This is a genomic window from Micromonospora sp. NPDC048839, from assembly GCF_040649915.1.
GTDB lineage: Bacteria > Actinomycetota > Actinomycetes > Mycobacteriales > Micromonosporaceae > Micromonospora.
The window spans coordinates 41,035-65,450 of record NZ_JBEZGL010000003.1 but is presented as its reverse complement, the minus strand read 5'-3'; the positions used below and the strand labels follow the sequence as shown (position 1 = coordinate 65,450).

Genomic DNA, 24,416 nt, shown 5'->3' with positions numbered 1-24,416 from the left:
CCTCCGGTGGGAAAGAAGAGCCGACCCGGATACCGGCCCTTGACGCGGCCCCGGGCTGCCAGGCACGCTGGCACCAGCAAGACACCGCGCTTGCGACGGCCACGACGTGGGTATGACAGCGGCGGCACCATCGGCCGCGTCGACCTGAGCGGCCCAGTGGGGACGTTGCGTTCCGAGCGGCCCGGCAGACCCCGGTTCACGGGGGCCGAGGCACGTTCCGCAAACGACCTGCGGGGTGGGCTGGACAGCGGTTAGCCTCTCGGCTACACTGCTAGTTTGCGCTGCCTTCCGACTTGACCCCTGCTCGGAAATGTCCGTTTACGGATATTTCTGGTGGGGTCATTGGAGTGCACGCGTACCAGCCGTTCTGCAGCACCGGTCCTCGGAAGGACGCATCTTGGCAGCTTCCCGCCCTGCGAAGACCAGTCGTACGTCGAGCGCATTCGCTCCCCGCCGAGTTTCATTCGGCAGGATCACCGAACACCTCGAGGTCCCCAACCTCCTTGCCATCCAAAACGAGTCCTTCGACTGGCTCGTGGGCAACGAGGCTTGGCAGGGCCGGTCGGCGGACGACCCGCACGCACGCTCGGGTCTCGCGGAGATCCTTGAAGAGATCAGTCCCATTGAGGACTTCTCCGGCACCATGTCGCTCTCCTTCTCGGCGCCGCGCTTCGACGAGGTCAAGGCCTCGATCGAGGAGTGCAAGGAGAAGGACCTGACCTACTGCGCTCCGCTCTTCGTGACCGCGGAGTTCACCAACAACACCACTGGCGAGATCAAGAGCCAGACGGTGTTCATGGGTGACTTCCCGATGATGACGCCCAAGGGCACCTTCGTCATCAACGGCACCGAGCGCGTCGTGGTCAGCCAGCTCGTCCGGTCCCCGGGCGTGTACTTCGACAAGCAGCCGGACAAGACCTCCGACCGCGACCTCTCCAGCGTCAAGGTCATCCCGAGTCGGGGTGCCTGGCTGGAGTTTGACATCGACAAGCGCGACACGGTCGGCGTACGCATCGACCGCAAGCGTCGGCAGGCCGTCACGGTCCTGCTCAAGGCCATCGGCTGGTCGGCCGAGCGGATCCGTGAGCGGTTCGGCTGGTCCGAGCTGCTGATGACCACGCTCGAGAAGGACCACATCGCCGGCCAGGACGAGGCCCTGCTCGACATCTACCGCAAGCTGCGCCCTGGCGAGCCGCCGACGCGCGAGAACGCCCAGACCCTGCTCGACAACCTCTTCTTCAACCCGAAGAGGTACGACGTCGCCAAGGTCGGGCGCTACAAGTTCAACAAGAAGCTCGAAGTCGCCGTGCCGATCACCACCGGCACGCTGACCGAGGACGACATCGTCGCCACCGTGGAATACCTCTGCCGGCTGCACGCCGGTGAGGACGGCTACGAGGCCGACGACATCGACCACTTCGGCAACCGGCGCCTGCGTACCGTGGGTGAGCTGATCCAGAACCAGGTTCGGGTCGGCCTGTCCCGGATGGAGCGGGTCGTCCGCGAGCGGATGACCACGCAGGACGTCGAGGCGATCACCCCGCAGACCCTGATCAACATCCGCCCGGTGGTGGCGGCGATCAAGGAGTTCTTCGGGACGTCTCAGCTGTCCCAGTTCATGGACCAGACCAACCCGCTGGCGGGTCTGACCCACCGGCGCCGGCTGAGCGCGCTCGGCCCGGGTGGTCTGTCCCGGGAGCGGGCCGGCTTCGAGGTCCGCGACGTGCACCCGTCCCACTACGGCCGGATGTGCCCGATCGAGACGCCGGAAGGCCCGAACATCGGTCTGATCGGCGCGCTGTCCACCTTCGCCCGGGTCAACCCGTTCGGCTTCATCGAGACGCCGTACCGGAAGGTCGTCGAGGGTCGGGTCACCGACCAGATCGACTACCTGACCGCGGACGAGGAGGACCGGTTCGTCAAGGCCCAGGCCAACGCGCGCCTGAAGGCTGACGGCACGTTCGCCGAGGACCGGGTGCTCTGCCGTCGTAAGGGCGGCGAGACCGAGGACGTCATCCCCGGTGCCGTCGACTACATGGACGTCTCGCCCCGGCAGATGACCTCGGTCGCGACCGCCATGATCCCGTTCCTCGAGCACGACGACGCCAACCGGGCACTGATGGGCGCGAACATGCAGCGCCAGGCGGTGCCGCTGGTCAAGGCCGAGGCGCCGCTCGTGGGTACGGGCATGGAGTACCGGGCCGCGGTCGACGCTGGCGACGTGGTTGTCGCCGAGGTCGGCGGCGTGATCGAGGATCTCTGCGCCGACTACGTCACCATCCACCAGGATGACGGCCACCGCCGGACGTACCTGCTGCACAAGTTCCGCCGCTCCAACGCCGGCTCCTGCGTCAACCAGAAGCCGGTGGTCTTCGAGGGCGACCGCGTCGAGGCCGGTCAGGTCATCGCCGACGGTCCGTGCACCGACGAGGGCGAGATGGCACTCGGACGCAACCTGCTGGTGGCGTTCATGTGCTGGGAGGGTCACAACTACGAGGACGCGATCATCCTGTCGCAGCGCCTCGTGCAGCAGGACGTGCTCACCTCGATCCACATCGAGGAGCACGAGGTCGACGCTCGGGACACCAAGCTCGGCCCGGAGGAGATCACCCGCGACATCCCGAACGTCAGCGAGGAAATGCTCGCCGACCTCGACGAGCGCGGCATCATCCGGATCGGTGCCGAGGTCGTTCCCGGCGACATCCTGGTCGGCAAGGTCACGCCCAAGGGTGAGACCGAGCTGACCCCGGAGGAGCGCCTGCTCCGCGCGATCTTCGGTGAGAAGGCGCGTGAGGTTCGGGACACCTCGCTGAAGGTGCCGCACGGCGAGACCGGCACGGTCATCGGTGTGCGCACGTTCTCCCGCGAGGACGGCGACGAGCTGCCGCCGGGTGTCAACGAGCTGGTCCGGGTCTACGTCGCCCAGAAGCGCAAGATCCAGGACGGCGACAAGCTCGCCGGCCGGCACGGCAACAAGGGTGTCATCTCGAAGATCCTGCCGATCGAGGACATGCCGTTCCTGGAGGACGGCACCCCGGTCGACATCGTGCTCAACCCGCTCGGTGTGCCGAGCCGGATGAACATCGGCCAGGTGCTGGAGACCCACCTCGGTTGGGTCGCCAAGACCGGTTGGAAGGTCGAGGGCGACGACACCGACTGGAAGCGTCAGCTCCGCTCGATCGACGCGCACGAGTCCGAGGGGGACACCAATGTGGCCACCCCGGTCTTCGACGGTGCCCGCGAGGAGGAGATCTCCGGTCTGCTCGAGTCGACCCTGCCCAACCGGGACGGCAAGCAGCTGATCGGCCGCACCGGCAAGGCGCAGCTGTTCGACGGTCGTTCCGGCGAGCCGCTGCCGGACCCGATCGCGGTCGGCTACGTCTACATCCTGAAGCTCAACCACCTGGTCGACGACAAGATCCACGCTCGTTCGACCGGTCCGTACTCGATGATCACGCAGCAGCCGCTGGGTGGTAAGGCGCAGTTCGGTGGTCAGCGTTTCGGTGAGATGGAGTGCTGGGCGATGCAGGCGTACGGCGCCGCGTACGCCCTGCAGGAGCTGCTCACGATCAAGTCCGACGACGTGCTCGGCCGGGTGAAGGTCTACGAGGCCATCGTCAAGGGCGAGAACATCCCGGAGCCGGGCATCCCGGAGTCGTTCAAGGTGCTGCTCAAGGAGCTGCAGTCGCTGTGCCTCAACGTCGAGGTGCTGTCCAGCGACGGTGTGGCCCTGGAAATGCGCGAGACCGACGACGAGGTGTTCCGGGCCGCTGAGGAGCTGGGCATCGACCTGTCCCGGCGCGAGCCGAGCTCGGTCGAAGAGGTCTGAGGTGAGTGGTCGGGGGCCGGCTCGCCGGCTCCCGACCCCACCCGAGAATTAGCAGTACAGACGACGACATAGGGGACATAGTGCTCGACGTCAACTTCTTCGACGAGCTGCGCATTGGTCTCGCCACCGCCGACGACATCCGTCAGTGGTCGCATGGCGAGGTCAAGAAGCCTGAGACGATCAACTACCGCACCCTGAAGCCGGAAAAGGACGGGCTCTTCTGCGAGAAGATCTTCGGTCCGCAGCGGGACTGGGAGTGCTACTGCGGTAAGTACAAGCGCGTCCGGTTCAAGGGCATCATCTGTGAGCGCTGCGGCGTCGAGGTGACTCGCTCCAAGGTCCGTCGTGAGCGGATGGGGCACATCGAGCTCGCCGCTCCGGTGACCCACATCTGGTACTTCAAGGGCGTGCCGAGCCGGCTGGGCTACCTGCTGGACCTCGCCCCCAAGGACCTCGAAAAGATCATCTACTTCGCCTCGTACGTCGTGACGAGCGTGGACGCGGAGTCGCGTCACCGTGACCTCTCGACGATCGAGAACGAGATCCTGGCCGAGAAGCGGCAGTCCGAGAACAGCCGCGACTCGGAGATCGAGAAGCGGGCCGCCAAGCTCGAGGCCGACCTGGCCGAGCTGGAGGCCGAGGGTGCCAAGGCGGACGTCCGGCGCAAGGTCAAGGAGGGCGGAGAGCGCGAGATGCGCCAGATCCGCGACCGGGCCCAGCGCGAGATCGACCGCCTGGACGAGGTGCTGGACACCTTCCGCAAGCTGGAGCCGAAGCAGCTGGTCACCGACGAGCTGCTCTACCGCGAGCTGCGCGACCGGTTCGGTGAGTACTTCACCGGTTCCATGGGCGCGGAGGCCATCAAGGCGCTGGTCCAGAACATGGACCTCGACGCCGAGGCCGAGAGCCTGCGGGAGACCATCCGGTCCGGCAAGGGTCAGCGGAAGATCCGGGCGCTCAAGCGACTCAAGGTCGTCGCGGCGTTCCTGAACACCCGCAACTCGCCGCTCGGCATGGTGCTGGACTGCGTCCCGGTCATCCCGCCGGACCTGCGCCCGATGGTGCAGCTCGACGGTGGTCGGTTCGCGACCTCGGACCTGAACGACCTGTACCGCCGCGTGATCAACCGGAACAACCGCCTCAAGCGACTGATCGACCTCGGCGCGCCCGAGATCATCGTCAACAACGAGAAGCGGATGCTCCAGGAGGCCGTCGACGCGCTGTTCGACAACGGCCGTCGCGGTCGGCCGGTCACCGGTCCGGGTAACCGCCCGCTCAAGTCGCTGTCCGACATGCTCAAGGGCAAGCAGGGCCGGTTCCGCCAGAACCTGCTGGGCAAGCGCGTCGACTACTCCGGCCGTTCGGTCATCGTGGTCGGCCCGAAGCTCAAGCTGCACCAGTGTGGTCTGCCCAAGCAGATGGCGCTGGAGCTGTTCAAGCCGTTCGTGATGAAGCGGCTGGTCGACCTCAACCACGCACAGAACATCAAGTCCGCCAAGCGGATGGTCGAGCGTCAGCGCCCGGTCGTGTGGGATGTGCTGGAAGAGGTCATCGGCGAGCACCCGGTGCTGCTGAACCGCGCGCCGACCCTGCACCGCCTGGGCATCCAGGCCTTCGAGCCGCAGCTGGTCGAGGGCAAGGCGATCCAGATCCACCCGCTGGTCTGCACCGCGTTCAACGCCGACTTCGACGGTGACCAGATGGCGGTGCACGTGCCGCTGTCCGCCGAGGCTCAGGCCGAGGCGCGGATCCTGATGCTGTCGTCGAACAACATCCTCAAGCCGGCCGACGGCAAGCCGGTCACCATGCCCACGCAGGACATGGTCATCGGCCTGTACCACCTCACCCACCTCACCGCCGGTGAGAAGGGCGAGGGCCGGGCGTTCAGCTCGGACGCCGAGACGCGGATGGCCTTCGACAACGGTGAGCTGCACCTGCAGGCGCCTGTGAAGATCCGCCTGCGTGGTGTGGTCGGTGTCGACAACGGTGCCGGCGCCGAGGCGTGGACCGCTCCGGAGGGCTGGGTCGAGGGTGACCCGCTGACCGTGGAGACCACCCTGGGTCGGGTGCTGTTCAACGAGACGCTGCCGCAGGGCTACCGCTTCGTGAACTACGAGATCCGCAAGGGTCAGCTCTCCGCGATCGTCAACGACCTCGCCGAGCGCTTCCCCAAGGTGGCGCTGGCCGCCACCCTGGACGGGCTCAAGGAGGCCGGTTTCCACTGGGCCACCTGGTCCGGCGTGACGATCGGCATGGAGGACGTCATCGCTCCGCCGCGCAAGGCGGAGATCCTGGCGAAGTACGAGAAGGAAGCCGACCAGATCGACAAGCAGTACCAGCGTGGTCTGATGACCGCCGAGGAGCGTCGCGGCGAGCTCATCACGATCTGGACCAAGGCGACCAACGAGGTCGCCAAGGAGATGGACACCGCGCTGCCGCAGGAGAACCCACTGTGGAAGATGATCAACTCGGGTGCTCGCGGTAACCTGCTCCAGCTCCGGCAGATCGCCGCGATCCGCGGTCTGGTGGCCAACCCGAAGGGCGAGATCATCCCGCGGCCGATCAAGGCCAGCTACCGGGAGGGTCTGTCCGTGCTGGAGTACTTCATCTCCACGCACGGTGCCCGTAAGGGTCTCGCCGACACCGCGCTGCGGACCGCCGACTCGGGTTACCTGACCCGTCGTCTGGTGGACGTCTCGCAGGACGTCATCATCCGCGAGGAGGACTGCGGCACCGACCGGGCGATCCCGATGCAGATCGGCGAGAAGCTCGACGGCAAGCTCGTCGTCCACACCCACGCCGAGACCAGCGTGCACGCCCGGACCCTGGCCGACGACATCAAGGGGCCGGACGGCACCGTGGTGGCCGAGCGCGGTCAGGACATCAACTCCATCGGGGTCGACAAGATCGTCGCCGCCGGCGTGGAGACGGTCCGGGTGCGCAGCGTGCTCACCTGTGAGTCGAAGCTGGGCGTCTGCGCGGCCTGCTACGGCCGGTCGCTGCCGACCGGCAAGTCGGTCGACATCGGCGAGGCGGTCGGCATCATCGCCGCCCAGTCCATCGGTGAGCCCGGTACGCAGCTGACGATGCGTACCTTCCACACCGGTGGTGTCGCTGGTGAGGACATCACCCAGGGTCTGCCGCGTGTGCAGGAGATCTTCGAGGCTCGGGTCCCGAAGGGTAAGGCGCCCATCGCCGACACCCCGGGTCGGATCCGGATCGAGGACGGCGAGCGCTCGCGGAAGATCATCGTGGTGCCGGACGACGGCAGCGAAGAGATCGTCTACGACAAGATCTCGAAGCGGGTCAAGCTCCGTACCCACGACGGCGGTCACGTCGCGGTCGGCGAGAAGCTGACCGAGGGCACCATCGACCCGCACGAGCTTCTGCGGATCATGGGTCCGCGGGCGGTCCAGGTCCACCTGACCAGTGAGGTCCAGGAGGTCTACCGCTCGCAGGGTGTGCTCATCCACGACAAGCACATCGAGATCATCATCCGCCAGATGCTCAAGCGGGTGACGGTCATCGACTCCGGCTCGACCGAGTTCCTGCCGGGTGTGCTCGTCGACCGGGCGCTGTTCGAGTCGGAGAACCGCCGGCTCGTCTCGGAGGGCGGCGAGCCCGCCGCCGGTCGTCCGGTGCTGATGGGTATCACCAAGGCCTCGCTGGCCACCGACTCCTGGCTCTCGGCGGCCTCCTTCCAGGAGACCACCCGGGTGCTGACCGACGCTGCGATCAACTCGCGCAGCGACTCGCTGGTCGGCCTCAAGGAGAACGTGATCATCGGAAAGCTCATCCCGGCCGGTACGGGCATCAGCAAGTACCGCAACGTCCGGGTCGAGCCGACCGAGGAGGCCAAGGCCAAGGTCTACTCGATGACCGGGTACCCGGAGACCGACTACGGCTTCGGTCCGGCCAGCGGGCAGGCCGTGCCGCTGGACGACTTCGACTTCGGGTCGTACCGCTAAGCACCAGTCACACGACGAGGCCCCCGGTGAAAGCCGGGGGCCTCGTCGTGTCCGTGCCCACCCACCCCTGGGCCGAGTTCGGCATGATGGGGGGATGACGACCGCACCCGGGCAGGTGTCCGTCGCGCAGCAGGGCCTGCGCCACCCGTTGGACCCGGATCCGGCCCGCGCCACGAAGGCTCGGGCGGTCTTCGCGCTCGGGCTGCTCGGCCTGCTGACCGGGTTGTTCATCGGCGGGGTGGTGCCGGCGACCGTGGCACTGCAACTGGCGCGGCAGGCGCGCCGTGAGGCGTACTCCTCGGGGGGTTTCCTGACCGGCGGCAGTTGGCTGCGGCGGGGGGAGCGGATGGCCTGGACCGGCCTGGTGCTGGTCGCCGTCAGCGTGGTGGCCGTGGTGGTGATCGGCGTGGTGCGGTTGGCCGGTGCGCCGTTCGGTCACGACTACCCGGCGAACATGGACTGAGCCGCCGCGCCCGGAGTTGGCGCCGGTACCCCCGGCGGTAGCCTGGCCGGTGTCCGCCGCGCGGCGGTGGCGGCCTTTCGACAGGAGGACCTCGTGACGGATCCGGCGCGGCCCCCTGCCGACGAGCCGGCCGGCCAGCCGGCGTCGTCCGAGCTGACGCCGTCTGAGGCCACCCAACCGGCCCCGAGCAGCGAGCCGCAGCCACCCGCGCCCACGCCGGGTTGGGCGCCGCCGACCTCCGCCGCGCCGCAGCCCGGCTGGGGTACGACCGGTCCGCCCGACGCCGGCCAGCCGTACCCGGTCTCCGGGGTGCCCACCCCGGCACCGCCGGGTTGGGGTCCGCCGCAGTCCGGGGCTGCCGTGCCCTACGGGTGGGGTCCACCGCAGCCTGGTGTGCCGGCGGGTTGGGGTCCACCGCCTGGTGTGCCGGCGGGTTGGGGTCCACCGCCTGGTGTGCCGGCGGGTTGGGGTCCGCCGCAGTCTGGGCCGGGTTGGGGTCCGTCGTCCGGGCCTGGTGTCCCGGCGGGCTGGGGTCCGCCGTCGTCCGGTCCCGCACCCGGTTGGCCCGGGATGCCGGGTCATCCGGTTCCGCCACCCACCGACGCCCAGCATCTGCCGCCGAAACGGGTGGAGGCGGTGCCGGGCACCCCGTTCGGGGTCGTACATCTGGAGGTGGCCCCGGTCACGTCGGGGTTGGCCATCGGATCCCTGGTGGCCGGCATCGCGTCGATCCTGGTGTCGTTGCTGGTGATCTGCTTCGGAGTGGCCTTCGCGAACGATGGCGGGGCCTGGGCCTCCGGAGCGTTCGCCGTCCTCGGGTCGCTGGCCGGCGTGGGAGCAGTCGTCATCGGTCTGCTCGGCCGGCGGCAGATCCGTCGTCCGGCCGCGCCCCCTGCGGTCCGGTTCACCGGGCGAGGGCTTGCGGTGGCCGGAATCAGTTGTGGCGCAGCGGGGGCACTGCTCAGCCTCCTGGGTCTCGGCCTTGCGCTGCTGCTCACCCTGACCTGAGGCTGGTCCCGGCGCTCGACCCGTATCTGCCCGCTTGCCGCTGCCCGGCCCGGGGCCGACGGGTGGTCCCGCGGGGGAGCCGGTACACTTGTGTCTGTAGGTGCCCATCGCGGGCGACGGGGCAGGACGAGATTCGGCCGGCGGGTGTACGACAGTCGCCGGACCCTTCCGTTTTGACCTGGGCGGTTGTGGTAGGTACTCTTTCCCCTTGTGCCCGGGCATGCCCGGGCAACTCGTGCGTGCGCTGTTTCCGGATCCCGGACGGCGGCACGACAAGCCAAGGATCCGGGGCGGGGCGACCCGCGCGCCGGTGACACAAACCCGATCGCACGCGCAAGCGTCCGCAACGGGACCGCGGAGAGGCGACACGCCCGACCGCGGGTGCCGGGGCCTCCGTCAGGTGGCCCAGGTCGGAATGTAGGAGAGCCGGTCAGCAGGCCGGCTAACGAGCAGACGGCGCGGCCGCGAATGCGGCCGAAGGGAGCGGAGAAACCCGGTGCCCACGATCCAGCAGCTGGTCCGAAAGGGCCGCCAGGCGAAGACGACCAAGACCAAGACCCCGGCGCTGAAGGGTTCCCCTCAGCGGCGCGGCGTGTGCACCCGCGTGTACACCACCACCCCGAAGAAGCCGAACTCGGCGCTGCGCAAGGTCGCTCGCGTGAAGCTCAGCAGCCAGATCGAGGTGACGGCCTACATCCCGGGCGTCGGTCACAACCTCCAGGAGCACTCGATCGTGCTCGTGCGTGGTGGCCGGGTGAAGGACCTCCCCGGCGTGCGTTACAAGATCGTTCGCGGTTCGCTGGACACCCAGGGTGTCCGCAACCGCAAGCAGGCGCGCAGCCGTTACGGCGCGAAGAAGGAGAAGAGCTGACATGCCGCGTAAGGGACCCGCTCCGCGGCGGCCACTGGTCGCTGACCCGGTGTACAACTCGCCGCTGGTCACCCAGCTGGTGAACAAGATCCTGCTGCGCGGCAAGCGGCAGCTCGCCGAGACCATCGTGTACGCGGCCCTCGAGGGCTGCCGCGAGAAGTCCGGCACCGACCCGGTCGTCACCCTCAAGCGGGCGATGGACAACGTCAAGCCGACCCTCGAGGTGCGTAGCCGTCGTGTCGGTGGCGCCACCTACCAGGTGCCGGTCGAGGTCCGCCCGACCCGGGCGACCACTCTGGGCCTGCGCTGGCTGGTCACCTACTCTCGCGCGCGGCGTGAGAAGACCATGGTCGAGCGGCTGATGAACGAGCTGCTGGACGCGAGCAACGGCCTCGGTGCCGCCGTCAAGCGGCGCGAGGACACGCACAAGATGGCCGAGTCGAACAAGGCCTTCGCGCACTACCGCTGGTAACACCCTGGTTCCGGCGCCTCCGGGCGCCGGAACCGCCACCAGTTGTGTCGAGACGACGATAAGTAGGGATTGAAGTGGCCGCCGCAGACGCGCTCGCCAAGGTACGCAACATCGGCATCATGGCGCACATCGATGCCGGTAAGACCACGACCACCGAGCGGATCCTGTTCTACACCGGCATCACGTACAAGATCGGTGAGGTCCACGAGGGCGCTGCCGTCATGGACTGGATGGAGCAGGAGCAGGAGCGTGGTATCACCATCACCTCCGCTGCTACCAAGTGTGAGTGGAAAGACCACACGATCCAGATCATCGACACGCCCGGCCACGTCGACTTCACGGTCGAGGTCGAGCGGTCGTTGCGGGTCCTGGATGGTGCCGTCGCGGTCTACGACGGTGTCGCCGGCGTGGAACCGCAGACGGAGAACGTCTGGCGGCAGGCCGACAAGTACAACGTCCCGCGGATGTGCTTCGTCAACAAGCTCGACCGGACCGGCGCCGACTTCTTCCGCTGCGTGCAGATGATGATCGACCGGTTGAACGCCACCCCGCTGGTGCTCCAGATCCCGATCGGGCTCGAGGGTGACCACATCGGTGTCGTCGACCTGATCGGCATGCGCGCGCTCACCTGGCGTGGGGAGACCCAGAAGGGTGAGGACTACGCGGTCGAGGAGATCCCGGCCGATCTGGCCGACTCCGCTGCCGAGTGGCGCGAGAAGCTGATGGAGACCCTGGCCGACGTCGACGACTCGGTGATGGAGAAGTACCTGGAAGGCGAGGAGGTCTCCGTCGAGGAGATCAAGTCCGCCATTCGGCGTGCCACCATCGCCGGCAAGGCCAACCCGGTGCTCTGCGGCTCGGCGTTCAAGAACAAGGGCGTTCAGCCCATGCTCGACGCCGTTGTCGACTTCCTGCCGTCGCCGCTCGACGTTCCGGCGATCGAGGGTACGGCCACCGACGGCGAGACCCCGTTGCTGCGGAAGCCGTCCAACTCGGAGCCCTTCTCCGGCCTGGCGTTCAAGATCCAGACGGACAAGCACCTCGGTAAGCTCACCTACGTGCGGGTCTACTCCGGCACGCTCGATTCCGGTTCCCAGGTGGTCAACTCCACCAAGGACCGCAAGGAGCGCATCGGCAAGATCTACCAGATGCACGCCAACAAGCGGGAAGAGCGTCCGTCGGCGCAGGCCGGCGACATCATCGCCGTGCAGGGTCTCAAGCAGACCACCACCGGCGACACTCTCTCCGACCCGGCGAACCCGGTGATCCTGGAGTCGATGACCTTCCCGGAGCCGGTCATCTCGGTGGCGATCGAGCCGAAGACCAAGTCCGACCAGGAGAAGCTGGGCACCGCCATCCAGCGCCTGGCCGAGGAGGACCCGACCTTCCGCGTCCAGCTGGACGAGGAGACCGGTCAGACGGTCATCTCCGGCATGGGTGAGCTGCACCTGGACATCCTGGTCGACCGGATGCGCCGCGAGTTCAACGTCGAGGCCAACGTCGGCAAGCCGCAGGTGGCGTACCGCGAGACCATCCGCCGCAAGGTGGACAAGGTCGAGTACACCCACAAGAAGCAGACCGGTGGTTCCGGCCAGTACGCCCGCGTGATCGTGAGCGTCGAGCCGCTGCCGCTGGACAACGACTCGCCGACCTACGAGTTCGCCAACGCCGTCAGCGGCGGCCGGATCCCCCGGGAGTTCATCCCGTCGGTGGACGCCGGTGCGCAGGACGCGCTGCAGTACGGCATCCTGGCGGGCTTCCCGCTGGTCGGCGTGAAGCTGACCCTGCTGGACGGCCAGTACCACGAGGTCGACTCGTCGGAAATGGCATTCAAGATCGCCGGCTCGATGGTGATGAAGGACGCGGCCCGCAAGGCCGATCCCGCGTTGCTCGAGCCGATGATGGCCGTTGAAGTCACCACTCCTGAGGAGAACATGGGTGACGTCATCGGTGACCTCAACTCCCGCCGCGGCATCATCCAGGCGATGGAGGAGCGCAGCGGCGCCCGCATCGTCAAGGCTCTGGTGCCGTTGTCGGAGATGTTCGGCTACGTCGGCGACCTGCGGTCGAAGACCCAGGGCCGGGCTAGCTACAGCATGCAGTTCGACTCCTACGCCGAGGTTCCGCAGAGCGTCGCGAGGGAGATCATCGCCAAGGCAACGGGCGAGTAACGCCCTGAGCAGGTGATTCGTGGTTGGTCGCGGGTAGGTTCGCCCGCCTGCGGCCACCACGATCGGATCGCGTGAGACCGGGCCTGTAGGCTTCATCGCCGCAGAACCCACAAAGGCTCTCCGACCGTCAGGTCGGAAAGGCTGTCGACAGAGTCCTAAGCGCCGACCGGCGCGCCGGGCGTACGAACCAAGAAGTCCACAGGAGGACACCAGTGGCGAAGGCTAAGTTCGAGCGGACTAAGCCGCACGTCAACATCGGCACCATTGGTCACATCGACCACGGTAAGACGACGCTGACGGCGGCCATCACCAAGGTCCTGCACGACCAGTTCCCGGACCTGAACCCCTACACGCCGTTCGACGAGATCGACAAGGCGCCGGAGGAGAAGGCCCGCGGCATCACGATCTCGATCGCGCACGTCGAGTACCAGACCGAGGCGCGGCACTACGCGCACGTCGACTGCCCCGGCCACGCGGACTACATCAAGAACATGATCACCGGTGCCGCGCAGATGGACGGCGCGATCCTGGTGGTCGCGGCGACCGACGGCCCGATGCCGCAGACCCGCGAGCACGTGCTGCTGGCCCGTCAGGTTGGCGTGCCGTACATCGTCGTGGCGCTCAACAAGAGCGACATGGTCGATGACGAGGAGCTCCTGGAGCTCGTCGAGCTCGAGGTTCGTGAGCTGCTCTCCTCACAGGAGTACCCGGGTGACGACCTGCCGGTCGTTCGGGTTTCGGCGCTGAAGGCCCTCGAGGGTGACCCCGAGTGGACCGGCAAGCTGCTGGACCTGATGACCGCGGTCGACACCTCGATCCCGCAGCCGGAGCGCGAGGTCGACATGCCGTTCCTGATGCCGGTTGAGGACGTCTTCACGATCACCGGTCGTGGCACCGTCGTCACCGGTCGCGTGGAGCGCGGCGTTCTCCTGCCGAACGAGGATGTTGAGCTCGTCGGTATCAAGGAGAAGAGCTTCAAGACCAAGGTCACCGCGATCGAGATGTTCCGGAAGACCCTGGACGACGCTCGCGCAGGCGAGAACGTCGGCCTGCTGCTGCGTGGTACCAAGCGCGACGAGGTCGAGCGCGGCATGGTCGTCGTGAAGCCGGGCTCGAACACCCCGCACACGGAGTTCGAGGCGACGGTCTACATCCTCTCCAAGGAGGAGGGCGGCCGCCACACCCCGTTCTTCCAGAACTACCGTCCGCAGTTCTACTTCCGGACCACGGACGTCACCGGTGTCGTCACCCTTCCCGAGGGCACCGAGATGGTCATGCCGGGCGACAACACGTCCATGTCGGTGAAGCTGATCCAGCCCATCGCCATGGAGGAGAACCTCAAGTTCGCGATCCGCGAGGGTGGCCGTACCGTCGGCGCCGGGTTCGTCACCAAGATCATCAAGTGAACTAGGTAACCCCGATTAGACCCGCCGCCAGTCGTGCGGCATACTAGTCAGGTTGCGTAACGACAGTTCGTCGCCTGTGTTCGGCTTTCGCTGAACCTCCGGGTGGCGAGTCAGTCGAGCGTAGGGTGGTTGGCGGCCCAGTCGCCAACCACCCTCGCACGGCGTTCAGGTCGCGGTAATGCGATCGGCGCCTTGACCCACCGCGCGGTCAGCACCACTCCGGAACCACGGGGCGGAGCCCGGCCCGAGGGCGCGACACGCCCGACCGCGGGGGTCGGCGAAGTGGGCCTGTGCCAGCCGGCACAGGCGCCCGCAACACAGCGGCATCGAGAGAAGGAACAGAAGCCACCATGGCGGGACAGAAGATCCGCATCCGGCTCAAGGCCTATGACCACGAGGTCGTCGACTCCTCGGCTCGGAAGATCGTCGAGACGGTGACGCGCACCGGGGCGCAGGTCGCGGGCCCGGTGCCGCTGCCCACGGAGATCAACCGTTTCTGCGTTATCCGCTCGCCGCACAAGTACAAGGACTCGCGCGAGCACTTCGAGATGCGCACGCACAAGCGGCTGATCGACATCATCGACCCGACCCCGAAGACGGTCGACTCGCTCATGCGCCTCGACCTGCCGGCTGGCGTCGACATCGAGATCAAGCTGTAGGGACCGGACAAATGGACAGGCAAGTCAAGGGGATCCTGGGCGCCAAGCTCGGCATGACCCAGGTCTGGGACAACAACCGTGTTGTTCCCGTGACCGTGGTCGAGGCCGGCCCGTGCGTCATCAGCCAGGTTCGTAGCGCCGAGAAGGACGGTTACTCCGCGGTCCAGCTGGCCTACGGCACCATCGACCCGCGCAAGGTCAAGAAGCCGATCAGCGGGCACTACGCCAAGGCGGACGTGGCGCCGCGCCGGCACATCGTCGAGCTGCGCACCACGGACGCCGGGGAATACTCGCTCGGCCAGGAAGTCACTGTCGAGGAGTTCCCGGCCGGCGTCACCATCGACGTCACCGGCAAGACCAAGGGCAAGGGCTTCGCCGGCGCGATGAAGCGGCACGGCTTCCACGGTCTGGGCAGCAGCCACGGTGTCGAGCGCAAGCACCGCTCGCCCGGTTCCATCGGCGCCTGCGCCACCCCGGGTCGTGTCTTCAAGGGCACCCGGATGGCCGGCCGGATGGGTGGCGTTCGCTACACCGTGCAGAACCTGACCGTCCAGGCGGTCGACACCGAGAACAACCTCCTGCTCGTCCGGGGTGCCATTCCTGGCCCCAAGGGCGCGCTGGTTCTGGTCCGTACCGCGGCCAAGATCAAGGTGAAGAAGGGCGGTGCGGCCAAGTGACCACCGTTGACGTGCGCACCGTCGAAGGCACCACCAGCAGCTCCGTCGAGCTGCCGGCGGACATCTTCGACGTGCAGGCCAACGTCGCGCTGATGCACCAGGTCGTGGTGGCCCAGCTCGCGGCGGCCCGACAGGGCACGCACAAGACCAAGACCCGCGCCGAGGTTGCTGGTGGCGGCAAGAAGCCGTACAAGCAGAAGGGCACCGGTCGCGCCCGGCAGGGCTCGATCCGCGCGCCGCAGTTCGCCGGCGGTGGCGTCGTGCACGGTCCCGTGCCGCGCGACTACAGCCAGCGGACCCCGAAGAAGATGAAGGCCGCCGCTCTGCGGGGTGCCCTCTCCGACCGGGCCCGCGCCGGGCAGGTGCACGTCGTCGAGGCGTTCGTCTCGGGCGAGAAGCCGTCGACCAAGGCCGCTCTGGCCACGCTGACCAAGCTCACCGAGGCCCGTCGGGTCCTGGTCGTGCTGAGCAGCACCGACGAGCTGAACTGGGTGTCGCTGCGCAACGAGCCGCGCGTGCACCTGATCGAGTCCGGCCAGCTGAACACGTACGACGTGCTGGTGGCCGACGACGTGGTCTTCACCAAGGACGCCCTGGACGAGTTCCTGGGCGTGCCCGCCGAGACCACCGAGGAGGGTGGCAAGTGAGCACGATCGCCGACCCGCGCGACATCATCGTGGCGCCGGTCGTCTCGGAGAAGAGCTACAGCGAGCTGAACCGGAACTGGTACACCTTCCTGGTGCACCCGGACGCGAACAAGACCGAGATCAAGATCGCTATCCAGCAGATCTTCAACGTCCGCGTCCTGACGGTCAACACGCTCAACCGCCAGGGTAAGCGCAAGCGCACCAAGACCGGCTTCGGTCAGCGCAAGGCGACCAAGCGGGCGATCGTGAAGCTGGCTGACGGTGACCGCATCGAGGCCTTCGGCGGCCCGGTCAGCTGAGGGGTGTAGACAATGGCTATCCGTAAGTACAAGCCGACGACGCCGGGCCGACGTGGCTCGAGTGTCGCTGACTTCGCCGAGATCACCCGGTCCACGCCGGAGAAGTCGCTGCTGGTTCCGCTGCCGAAGAAGGGCGGGCGTAACGCCCACGGCCGGATCACCACGCGGCACCACGGCGGCGGTCACAAGCGCCAGTACCGTCTGATCGACTTCAAGCGGGTCGACAAGGACGGCGTGCCGGCGAAGGTCGCTCACATCGAGTACGACCCGAACCGCACGGCGCGCATCGCGCTGCTGCACTACGCCGACGGCGAGAAGCGGTACATCATCGCGCCGAAGGACCTGAAGCAGGGCGACCGCGTCGAGTCCGGACCGGGCGCCGACATCAAGCCGGGTAACAACCTGCCGCTGCGCAACATCCCGGTCGGTACCACGGTCCACAACGTGGAGCTGCGTCCGGGTGGCGGGGCCAAGCTGGCCCGGTCCGCCGGCGTCGGTATCCAGCTGCTCGGCCGCGAGGGCGCGTACGCGACCCTGCGTATGCCGTCCGGCGAGATCCGGCGGGTGGACGTTCGCTGCCGCGCAAGCGTCGGCGAGATCGGCAACGCCGACCAGTCGAACATCAACTGGGGCAAGGCCGGCCGGATGCGGTGGAAGGGCAAGCGCCCGACCGTCCGTGGTGTCGCCATGAACCCGGTCGACCACCCGCACGGTGGTGGTGAGGGTAAGACCTCCGGTGGTCGCCACCCGGTCAACCCGCAGGGTAAGCCCGAGGGCCGCACCCGCCGTAAGGGCCAGCCGAGTGACCGGCTGATCGTCCGCCGCCGCTACGCCACGCGTAAGCGCGGCTGAGGGAGATAAGACATGCCTCGCAGCCTGAAGAAGGGCCCGTTCGTCGACGACCACCTGCTCAAGAAGGTGGAAGTACAGAACGACAAGGGCTCCAAGAACGTGATCAAGACCTGGTCGCGGCGTTCGACGATCATCCCCGAGATGCTGGGGCACACGATCGCCGTTCATGACGGACGCAAGCACGTCCCGGTGTTCGTGACCGAGGCGATGGTCGGGCACAAGCTCGGCGAGTTCGCGCTGACCCGCACGTTCAAGGGTCACGAGAAGGACGACCGGAAGAGCCGTCGGCGCTGACGCCGCGGGCATACGGATAGAGGGAACAAGGGGTTACAGCGATGCCAGGAAAGGGCGACGCTCCGGTGCTTCCGGGCGCGCGGGCGGTTGCGCGGCACGTGCGCATCTCGCCGATGAAGGCGCGCCGGGTGGTCAACCTCGTCCGCGGCCTGCCCGCGAAGGAGGCGCTCACGGTGCTGCAGTTCGCGCCGCAGGCTGCGAGCGAGCAGGTGTACAAGGTGCTCGCTAGCGCGATCGCCAACGCGGAGAACAACGAGCGGCTGGACCCCGACGCGCTGCTCGTCAGCGAGGCCTTCGTGGATGAGGGCCCGACGATGAAGCGGTTCCAGCCGCGGGCGCAGGGTCGGGCGTACCGAATCCGCAAGCGCACCTGCCACATCACCGTGGCGGTCGAAGCGGTCGCGCCGGCAGCGCCGAGGAAGGCCGCGGCGAAGAAGGCCGCCCCGGCCACGGAGGCCGCACCGGCCGAAGCGCAGAGCAAGACGGAGGACGCCGAGTAATGGGTCAGAAGGTTCACCCCACTGGGTTCCGGCTCGGCATCTCGACCGACTGGAAGTCCCGCTGGTTCGCGGACAAGCTCTACAAGGACTACATCGGCGAAGATGTCAAGATTCGCCGGATGATGTCCAAGGGCCTCGAGCGTGCCGGCATTTCCAAGGTCGACATCGAGCGCACCCGCGACCGGGTTCGGGTCGACATCCACACCGCCCGGCCGGGCATCGTCATCGGCCGTAAGGGTGCGGAGGCCGACCGGATCCGCGGCGAGCTTGAGAAGCTCACCGGCAAGCAGGTTCAGCTGAACATCATCGAGGTGAAGAACCCCGAGTCGGACGCTCAGCTGGTCGCGCAGGGCGTGGCCGAGCAGCTGTCCAGCCGGGTCAGCTTCCGTCGGGCGATGCGCAAGGCCATGCAGTCGGCGATGAAGAACCCGGTCTGCAAGGGCATCCGGGTTCAGGTCTCGGGCCGCCTCGGCGGCGCCGAGATGAGCCGGACCGAGTTCTACCGTGAGGGCCGGGTTCCGCTGCACACGCTGCGGGCCAACATCGAGTACGGCTTCTTCGAGGCCCGTACCACGTTCGGCCGGATCGGTGTGAAGGTCTGGATCTACAAGGGCGACGCCGTCCCGGGCCGGGAGGCTCCGGCCGAGGCCGGTCCGTCCCGCCCGCGTCGTGGTGAGCGTGGCGACCGTCCCGAGCGTCCGCGTCGTGGCCGGTCGGGTTCGTCCGGCACCACGGCCGGTGGCACCGAGGCCGGGCGGGCTGCTGCGACCACCATCGCGCAGCAGGCCGAGACGCCGAGCGGCGAGCCGGTGGACAGCGCAGCTGTCGCCGCCGCGGCTGCTCCGGCAGAAACGCAGCAGGAGGGCTGACAGATGCTGATGCCGCGCAAGCCCCCGAAGGGCTTCCGCAAGCCGCACCACCCGGACCGCAGTGGCGCGTCCAAGGGTGGTAACCGGGTGGTGTTCGGCGAGTTCGGGATCCAGGCTCTCGAGCCGGCGTACGTGACGAACCGGCAGATCGAGTCGGCACGTATCGCGATGACTCGCCACATCAAGCGTGGTGGCAAGGTCTGGATCACGATCTTCCCGGACCAGGCCCTCACCAAGAAGCCTGCCGAGACCCGGATGGGTTCCGGTAAGGGTTCGCCCGAGTGGTGGGTCGCCAACGTCAAGCCGGGGCGGGTTCTCTTCGAGATGTCCTTCCCCAACGAGCAGACCGCGCGAGAGGCCATGCGTCGCGCGATCCACAAGCTCCCGATGAAGTGCCGCATTGTTACGCGCGAAGTGGGTGAATCCTGATGGCAGCGGGCGTTAAGGCGACCGAGCTGCGTGAGCTCTCCGAAGAGGAGCTGGTCACGAAGCTGCGGGAGGCCAAGGCGGAGCTGTTCAACCTCCGCGTGCAGGCCGCAACCGGGCAGCTGGACAACAACCGGCGGTTGCAGGTCATCCGTCGGGAGATCGCCCGGATCTACACGATCATGCGTGAGCGCGAGCTGGGGCTCTCGGCCGCGCCGACTGAGGTGACTGCATCATGACCGAAGAGACCGCCACCGCCGCCGCGCGGTCGCGCCGCAAGGTCCGCGAGGGCCTGGTGATCAGCGACAAGATGGACAAGACCGTCGTCGTCGAGGTCGAGGACCGGGTTCGGCACGCGCTGTACGGCAAGATCATGCGCCGTACGGCCAAGCTGAAGGTGCACGACGAGCAGAACGCCGCTGGCACCGGTGACCGGGTTCTCATCATGGAGACCCGGCCGCTGAGCGCCACCAAGCGTTGGCGGATCGTGGAGATCCTGGAAAAGGCCAAGTAGCGAAGGCTCGAGCTCGCCCGGCGTTGCGTCGGGCGTAGGTTCCGCCAGGCTCCGGCCGCTACGGCGGCCGGAGAACCGGCAGACATAGGAGATAGACGTGATTCAGCAGGAGTCGCGACTGCGCGTCGCCGACAACTCGGGTGCTCGGGAGATCCTGTGCATCCGGGTTCTCGGTGGCTCGGGTCGGCGCTACGCGAGCATCGGCGACGTCATCGTGGCCACGGTCAAGGACGCGATCCCGGGTGCCGGTGTGAAGAAGGGCGACGTCGTCAAGGCGGTCGTCGTTCGCACGGCCAAGGAGAGGCGTCGGCCGGACGGCTCGTACATCCGCTTCGACGAGAACGCCGCCGTCATCATCAAGGACGGCGGGGACCCGCGTGGTACCCGCATCTTCGGCCCGGTGGGCCGGGAGCTGCGGGACAAGCGGTTCATGAAGATTATTTCCCTCGCGCCGGAGGTGTTGTGACCGTGAAGGTCAAGAAGGGCGACACGGTCGTCGTCATCGCCGGCAAGGACAAGGGTGCCAAGGGCAAGGTCATTCAGGCCTACCCGCGGCAGGACAAGGTCCTGGTCGAGGGCGTGAACCGGGTCAAGAAGCACACCCGCATCAGCACCACCCAGCGTGGCGCCAAGACCGGCGGCATCGTCACTCAGGAGGCCCCGATCCACGTCTCGAACGTGCAGGTCCTGGACTCCGACGGCAAGCCGACCCGCGTCGGTTACCGGATCGACGACAACGGCCAGAAGGTCCGCATCGCGCGCAGCACCGGTAAGGACCTGTGATGACCACGGCTACCGAAAAGACCCTGCCGCGCCTCAAGGAGCGGTACCGCAACGAGATCGTGGCCCAGCTGCGCGAGCAGCACAGCTACGGCAACCCCATGCAGGTGCCGCGGCTGGTCAAGATCGTCGTCAACATGGGTGTCGGCGAGGCTGCTCGCGACGCCAAGCTGATCGACGGCGCGGTCCGCGACCTCGCCACGATCACCGGCCAGAAGCCGCAGGTGCGGCGGGCGACCAAGTCCATCGCGCAGTTCAAGCTGCGTGAGGGCATGCCGATCGGTGCGAAGGTGACCCTTCGCGGCGACCGGATGTGGGAGTTCCTGGACCGGCTGCTGTCCATCTCGCTGCCGCGTATCCGCGACTTCCGCGGTCTGGACGGGCGCAAGCTGGACGGGCACGGCAACTACACGTTCGGTCTGACCGAGCAGTCGGTGTTCCACGAGATCGACCAGGACCGGATCGATCGCCAGCGGGGCATGGACATCACGGTGGTCACGACCGCCACGACCGACGACGAGGGCCGGGCGCTGCTCAAGCTCCTGGGCTTCCCGTTCAAGGAGAACTGAGATGGCCAAGAAGGCGCTGATCATCAAGGCGGCCGCGAAGCCGAAGTTCTCGGTTCGCGCGTACACCCGCTGCCAGCGGTGCGGGCGTCCGAAGGCGGTCTACCGCAAGTTCGGGCTCTGCCGGGTCTGCATCCGGGAGATGGCTCACCGCGGTGAGCTGCCGGGCGTGTCCAAGGCTTCCTGGTAAGGGCGACCGCGTCCCGGCCGTCGGCCGGGAACTCCTGCACCGATTAAGTACTGCTCTTCGCCGTAGGCCCGGGGCTGATGCCCCGGGAACCCCGGCGAGAAAGGCTGACGAAATCCATGACGATGACCGACCCGATCGCAGACATGCTCACGCGTCTGCGTAACGCCAACCAGGCGTACCACGATCAGGTGAAGATGCCCTACTCCAAGATTAAGGCGAACATCGCCGAGGTCTTGAAGGCCGAGGGTTACATCGCCACCTGGTCGGTCGAGGAGCCCGAGGAGGGTGCCGTCGGCAAGCGACTGGTCGTCGAGCTGAAGTACGGCCAGAGCCGCGAGCGGAGCCTGGCCGGCATCAAGCGCGTGTCCAAGCCCGGTCTCCGGGTGTACGCCAAGTCGGACGGGCTCCCGCGGGTGCTCGGTGGGCTGGGCGTGGCGATCATTTCGACGTCCCAGGGGCTGCTGACCGACCGGCAGGCCCGCAAGCGGAGTGTTGGCGGGGAAGTCCTCGCCTTCGTCTGGTAACGGGAGACTGGTAGAAATGTCGCGAATTGGACGTAAGTCGATCCCGGTACCGGCCGGCGTCGACATCACGATCGACGGGCAGACCGTCAAGGTCAAGGGCCCCAAGGGCCAGCTTGAGCACACCCTCGCCGAGCCGATCACGGTCGAGCGGGCCGAGGATGGGCAGCTGGCCGTCAACCGGCCAAACGACGAGCGCAAGGCCAAGGAGCTCCACGGCCTGAGCCGTACGCTGGTTGCCAACATGATCGTCGGGGTCACCGAGGGCTACCGCAAGAGCCTGGAGATCGCCGGCACCGGTTACCGGGTCACCGCCAAGGGTTCGGACCTCGAGTTCGCGCTCGGGTTCTCGCACCCGGTGGTCGTCCCCGCCCCGGCGGGCATCACCTTCACGGTGGAGCGGCCGACCCTGTTCCACGTGGCTGGCATCGACAAGCAGCAGGTCGGTGAGGTCGCCGCAAACATCCGGAAGATCCGCCCGCCGGAGCCCTACAAGGGCAAGGGCGTGAAGTACCAGGGCGAGGTCATCCGCCGCAAGGCCGGAAAGGCAGGTAAGAAGTGAGCGCCACGCTGCTCAAGCGCCGCCGCGGCGTCGCCGCCAAGCGCGCCGTTGGGCGTGCGCGTCGGCACTTCCGCGTCCGCAAGAACGTCAGCGGTACGTCCGAGCGTCCGCGCCTGGTCGTCACCCGTTCGCTGCGGCACATGGTCGCCCAGATCGTCGACGACACCAAGGGTCACACCCTGGCGTCGGCGTCGACCCTGGACGCCTCGCTGCGCGGTACGGAGGGCGACAAGAGCGCCCTCGCCGGCAAGGTGGGCGCACTGCTCGCCGAGCGGGCCAAGGCCGCCGGCGTCTCCAAGGTCGTCTTCGACCGCGGCGGCAACCGGTACGCGGGGCGAGTCGCCGCGCTTGCCGACGCCGCCCGCGAAGCCGGGCTCGAGTTCTAACAACCCCGTCACGAGAGATAAGGAAGGCTGCTGATGCCAGGTCAACAGCGCCGTGGCGGCGGGTCCGGTGGCAACGAGGGTGGTCGCCGCGACAACCGCCGTGAGGGCGGCCGCGGAAACGCGCCCGTCGAGAAGACCCCGCACCTTGAGCGGGTCGTCGCGATCAACCGCGTCGCCAAGGTCGTGAAGGGCGGTCGTCGCTTCAGCTTCACCGCCCTCGTGATCGTGGGCGACGGCGACGGCACGGTCGGCGTGGGCTACGGAAAGGCCAAGGAGGTGCCCGCGGCCATCGCCAAGGGTGTCGAGGAGGCCAAGAAGCACTTCTTCAAGGTCCCGCGGATCGGTCAGTCGATCCCGCACCCGGTGACGGGTGAGGACGCCGCTGGCGTCGTGCTGCTCAAGCCGGCCTCGGCCGGTACGGGTGTCATCGCCGGTGGTCCGGTGCGCGCCGTGCTGGAGTGCGCCGGGATCCACGACGTGCTCTCGAAGAGCCTCGGCTCCTCGAACCCGATCAACATCGTGCACGCCACCGTGGCGGCCCTGAAGGGGCTTGAGTCCCCCGAGCAGGTCGCGGCGCGTCGTGGTCTGCCGGTGGAGGACGTCGCGCCGGCCGCCATGCTGGCGTCGCGTGCGGGGGTGGCGCGCTGATGGCACGTCTGAAGGTCACCCAGCTCCGGTCCGGTATCGGGACCAAGCACAACCAGCGTGAGTCGCTGCGTTCGCTCGGTCTCAAGCGGATCAACGACGTGGTGGTCAAGGAGGACCGGCCCGAGATCCGCGGCATGATCTTCACTGTGAGCCACCTCGTGAAGGTCGAGGAGGTCGAGTAATGACGATCAAGGTTCACCACCTGCGCCCGGCGCCCGGTTCCAAGACCGCGAAGACCCGTGTGGGTCGCGGTGAGGGTTCCAAGGGCAAGACCGCCGGTCGCGGTACCAAGGGTTCCAAGGCCCGGAAGAACATCTCGGCGGCGTTCGAGGGTGGGCAGATGCCCATCCACATGCGCCTTCCGAAGATGAAGGGCTTCAAGAACAAGTTCAAGGTGGTCTTCCAGGTGGTCAACCTGGACCGACTCGCTGAGCTGTTCCCGAACGGTGGTCAGGTCGGCCCGCTGGAGCTGGTTGAGTCCGGTGCGGTCCGCAAGGGTCACCCGGTCAAGGTCCTCGGCACCGGGGACCTCGGCGGAGTGGCGCTCCAGGTGACCGCGCACGCGTTCAGTGCGTCGGCCAAGGAGAAGATCGCCGCCGCCGGTGGCTCCGCCACCGAGCTGTAAGGCGTACCACCCATGGCGCCCGTCCAGTTGTGAGCAACTGGCGGGCGCCATGGTCTGCCTGAGGTCTCAAGTGCCCGGTAACATCGGAATCGATTTATGTAGTCGGGCGCATCTGCCCGGACCGGGGTCGGACTGTTAGAGTCCCATCCCAGCCATGGATTGCGGGCACTCGCCCGTGATCCACCCTCACCCGCCAGGGATCACCGGCGGCCC

Annotated in this window: 29 protein-coding genes; all 29 read left to right on the top strand. The window is 67.5% G+C overall.

What is annotated here, in order from left to right; genetic code table 11:
- The first annotated feature begins 397 nt into the window (after window positions 1-397).
- The 29 genes from AB0C25_RS06270 to rplO all read left to right on the top strand — a co-directional run bounded on the left by AB0C25_RS06270 (window position 398) and on the right by rplO (window position 24,203).
- Window positions 398-3,829: a DNA-directed RNA polymerase subunit beta gene (locus AB0C25_RS06270; RefSeq protein WP_357370199.1), complete on the top strand. Its 3,432-nt coding sequence runs from the start codon at window positions 398-400 to the stop codon at window positions 3,827-3,829.
- Between the two features lie 80 nt (window positions 3,830-3,909).
- Window positions 3,910-7,797: a DNA-directed RNA polymerase subunit beta' gene (locus AB0C25_RS06265; protein WP_357253581.1), complete on the top strand. Its 3,888-nt coding sequence runs from the start codon at window positions 3,910-3,912 to the stop codon at window positions 7,795-7,797.
- A 94-nt stretch (window positions 7,798-7,891) separates the two neighbouring features.
- A complete protein-coding gene (locus tag AB0C25_RS06260; protein ID WP_357253579.1) occupies window positions 7,892-8,260 on the top strand; it encodes a hypothetical protein in 369 nt (122 codons plus the stop codon).
- A 636-nt stretch (window positions 8,261-8,896) separates the two neighbouring features.
- Window positions 8,897-9,268: a hypothetical protein gene (locus tag AB0C25_RS06255; RefSeq protein WP_357371040.1), complete on the top strand. Its 372-nt coding sequence runs from the start codon at window positions 8,897-8,899 to the stop codon at window positions 9,266-9,268.
- A 496-nt stretch (window positions 9,269-9,764) separates the two neighbouring features.
- Complete coding sequence (gene rpsL / locus AB0C25_RS06250) at window positions 9,765-10,139, top strand: 30S ribosomal protein S12 (protein WP_007465318.1); 375 nt, start codon at window positions 9,765-9,767, stop codon at window positions 10,137-10,139.
- A 1-nt stretch (window position 10,140) separates the two neighbouring features.
- On the top strand, window positions 10,141-10,611 hold the full coding sequence (gene rpsG / locus AB0C25_RS06245) for a 30S ribosomal protein S7 (RefSeq protein WP_030489583.1): 471 nt from the start codon (window positions 10,141-10,143) through the stop codon (window positions 10,609-10,611).
- A 74-nt stretch (window positions 10,612-10,685) separates the two neighbouring features.
- On the top strand, window positions 10,686-12,782 hold the full coding sequence (fusA, locus tag AB0C25_RS06240; protein ID WP_357370197.1) for an elongation factor G: 2,097 nt from the start codon (window positions 10,686-10,688) through the stop codon (window positions 12,780-12,782).
- A 212-nt stretch (window positions 12,783-12,994) separates the two neighbouring features.
- Window positions 12,995-14,188 carry an elongation factor Tu gene (gene tuf / locus AB0C25_RS06235; protein ID WP_357253575.1) on the top strand — a complete coding sequence of 398 codons (1,194 nt, stop codon included), beginning with the start codon at window positions 12,995-12,997 and terminating at the stop codon, window positions 14,186-14,188.
- Window positions 14,189-14,538: 350 nt separating this feature from the next.
- On the top strand, window positions 14,539-14,847 hold the full coding sequence (gene rpsJ / locus AB0C25_RS06230) for a 30S ribosomal protein S10 (protein ID WP_007073037.1): 309 nt from the start codon (window positions 14,539-14,541) through the stop codon (window positions 14,845-14,847).
- Window positions 14,848-14,858: 11 nt separating this feature from the next.
- Window positions 14,859-15,524: a 50S ribosomal protein L3 gene (gene rplC, locus AB0C25_RS06225; RefSeq protein ID WP_184178725.1), complete on the top strand. Its 666-nt coding sequence runs from the start codon at window positions 14,859-14,861 to the stop codon at window positions 15,522-15,524.
- A complete protein-coding gene (gene rplD / locus AB0C25_RS06220) occupies window positions 15,521-16,171 on the top strand; it encodes a 50S ribosomal protein L4 (RefSeq protein ID WP_110563096.1) in 651 nt (216 codons plus the stop codon). The genes rplC and rplD overlap by 4 nt, the downstream gene beginning before the upstream one ends.
- On the top strand, window positions 16,168-16,470 hold the full coding sequence (rplW, locus tag AB0C25_RS06215; protein ID WP_007465304.1) for a 50S ribosomal protein L23: 303 nt from the start codon (window positions 16,168-16,170) through the stop codon (window positions 16,468-16,470). Before rplD ends, rplW begins: the two co-directional genes overlap by 4 nt.
- Window positions 16,471-16,482: 12 nt before the next feature.
- Window positions 16,483-17,322 carry a 50S ribosomal protein L2 gene (rplB, locus tag AB0C25_RS06210; RefSeq protein ID WP_357253573.1) on the top strand — a complete coding sequence of 280 codons (840 nt, stop codon included), beginning with the start codon at window positions 16,483-16,485 and terminating at the stop codon, window positions 17,320-17,322.
- A 12-nt stretch (window positions 17,323-17,334) separates the two neighbouring features.
- Window positions 17,335-17,616, top strand: coding sequence for a 30S ribosomal protein S19 (gene rpsS / locus AB0C25_RS06205; protein ID WP_007465299.1), 282 nt, complete (start codon window positions 17,335-17,337; stop codon window positions 17,614-17,616).
- Window positions 17,617-17,657: 41 nt separating this feature from the next.
- Window positions 17,658-18,116 (top strand): 50S ribosomal protein L22, encoded by a 459-nt coding sequence (gene rplV / locus AB0C25_RS06200; protein ID WP_007465297.1) that lies wholly within the window; start codon window positions 17,658-17,660, stop codon window positions 18,114-18,116.
- Complete coding sequence (gene rpsC, locus AB0C25_RS06195; protein ID WP_007465294.1) at window positions 18,116-18,985, top strand: 30S ribosomal protein S3; 870 nt, start codon at window positions 18,116-18,118, stop codon at window positions 18,983-18,985. The genes rplV and rpsC overlap by 1 nt, the downstream gene beginning before the upstream one ends.
- Window positions 18,986-18,988: 3 nt before the next feature.
- Window positions 18,989-19,414 (top strand): 50S ribosomal protein L16, encoded by a 426-nt coding sequence (rplP, locus tag AB0C25_RS06190; RefSeq protein ID WP_053653940.1) that lies wholly within the window; start codon window positions 18,989-18,991, stop codon window positions 19,412-19,414.
- Window positions 19,414-19,650 (top strand): 50S ribosomal protein L29, encoded by a 237-nt coding sequence (gene rpmC / locus AB0C25_RS06185; RefSeq protein ID WP_007465283.1) that lies wholly within the window; start codon window positions 19,414-19,416, stop codon window positions 19,648-19,650. The genes rplP and rpmC overlap by 1 nt, the downstream gene beginning before the upstream one ends.
- A complete protein-coding gene (gene rpsQ, locus AB0C25_RS06180) occupies window positions 19,647-19,925 on the top strand; it encodes a 30S ribosomal protein S17 (RefSeq protein WP_030489590.1) in 279 nt (92 codons plus the stop codon). The genes rpmC and rpsQ overlap by 4 nt, the downstream gene beginning before the upstream one ends.
- A gap of 97 nt (window positions 19,926-20,022) precedes the next feature.
- Window positions 20,023-20,391: a 50S ribosomal protein L14 gene (gene rplN / locus AB0C25_RS06175; protein ID WP_357253571.1), complete on the top strand. Its 369-nt coding sequence runs from the start codon at window positions 20,023-20,025 to the stop codon at window positions 20,389-20,391.
- A complete protein-coding gene (rplX, locus tag AB0C25_RS06170; protein ID WP_172899047.1) occupies window positions 20,388-20,708 on the top strand; it encodes a 50S ribosomal protein L24 in 321 nt (106 codons plus the stop codon). The genes rplN and rplX overlap by 4 nt, the downstream gene beginning before the upstream one ends.
- A complete protein-coding gene (gene rplE / locus AB0C25_RS06165) occupies window positions 20,708-21,274 on the top strand; it encodes a 50S ribosomal protein L5 (RefSeq protein WP_354944330.1) in 567 nt (188 codons plus the stop codon). Before rplX ends, rplE begins: the two co-directional genes overlap by 1 nt.
- Window position 21,275: 1 nt before the next feature.
- Entirely contained in the window at window positions 21,276-21,461 is a 186-nt protein-coding gene (locus AB0C25_RS06160) for a type Z 30S ribosomal protein S14 (protein WP_007465272.1), read from the top strand.
- A 116-nt stretch (window positions 21,462-21,577) separates the two neighbouring features.
- Window positions 21,578-21,985 (top strand): 30S ribosomal protein S8, encoded by a 408-nt coding sequence (gene rpsH, locus AB0C25_RS06155; protein WP_272613586.1) that lies wholly within the window; start codon window positions 21,578-21,580, stop codon window positions 21,983-21,985.
- 16 nt (window positions 21,986-22,001) lie between these two features.
- Entirely contained in the window at window positions 22,002-22,544 is a 543-nt protein-coding gene (gene rplF, locus AB0C25_RS06150) for a 50S ribosomal protein L6 (protein ID WP_357370194.1), read from the top strand.
- A complete protein-coding gene (gene rplR / locus AB0C25_RS06145; protein WP_357080808.1) occupies window positions 22,541-22,930 on the top strand; it encodes a 50S ribosomal protein L18 in 390 nt (129 codons plus the stop codon). The genes rplF and rplR overlap by 4 nt, the downstream gene beginning before the upstream one ends.
- Before the next feature lie 33 nt (window positions 22,931-22,963).
- Window positions 22,964-23,578, top strand: a complete 615-nt coding sequence (rpsE, locus tag AB0C25_RS06140; RefSeq protein WP_007465263.1) for a 30S ribosomal protein S5 — start codon at window positions 22,964-22,966, stop codon at window positions 23,576-23,578.
- Window positions 23,578-23,760, top strand: coding sequence for a 50S ribosomal protein L30 (rpmD, locus tag AB0C25_RS06135; RefSeq protein WP_007465262.1), 183 nt, complete (start codon window positions 23,578-23,580; stop codon window positions 23,758-23,760). The genes rpsE and rpmD overlap by 1 nt, the downstream gene beginning before the upstream one ends.
- Entirely contained in the window at window positions 23,760-24,203 is a 444-nt protein-coding gene (gene rplO / locus AB0C25_RS06130; protein WP_357253568.1) for a 50S ribosomal protein L15, read from the top strand. The genes rpmD and rplO overlap by 1 nt, the downstream gene beginning before the upstream one ends.
- Window positions 24,204-24,416 lie beyond the last annotated feature (213 nt).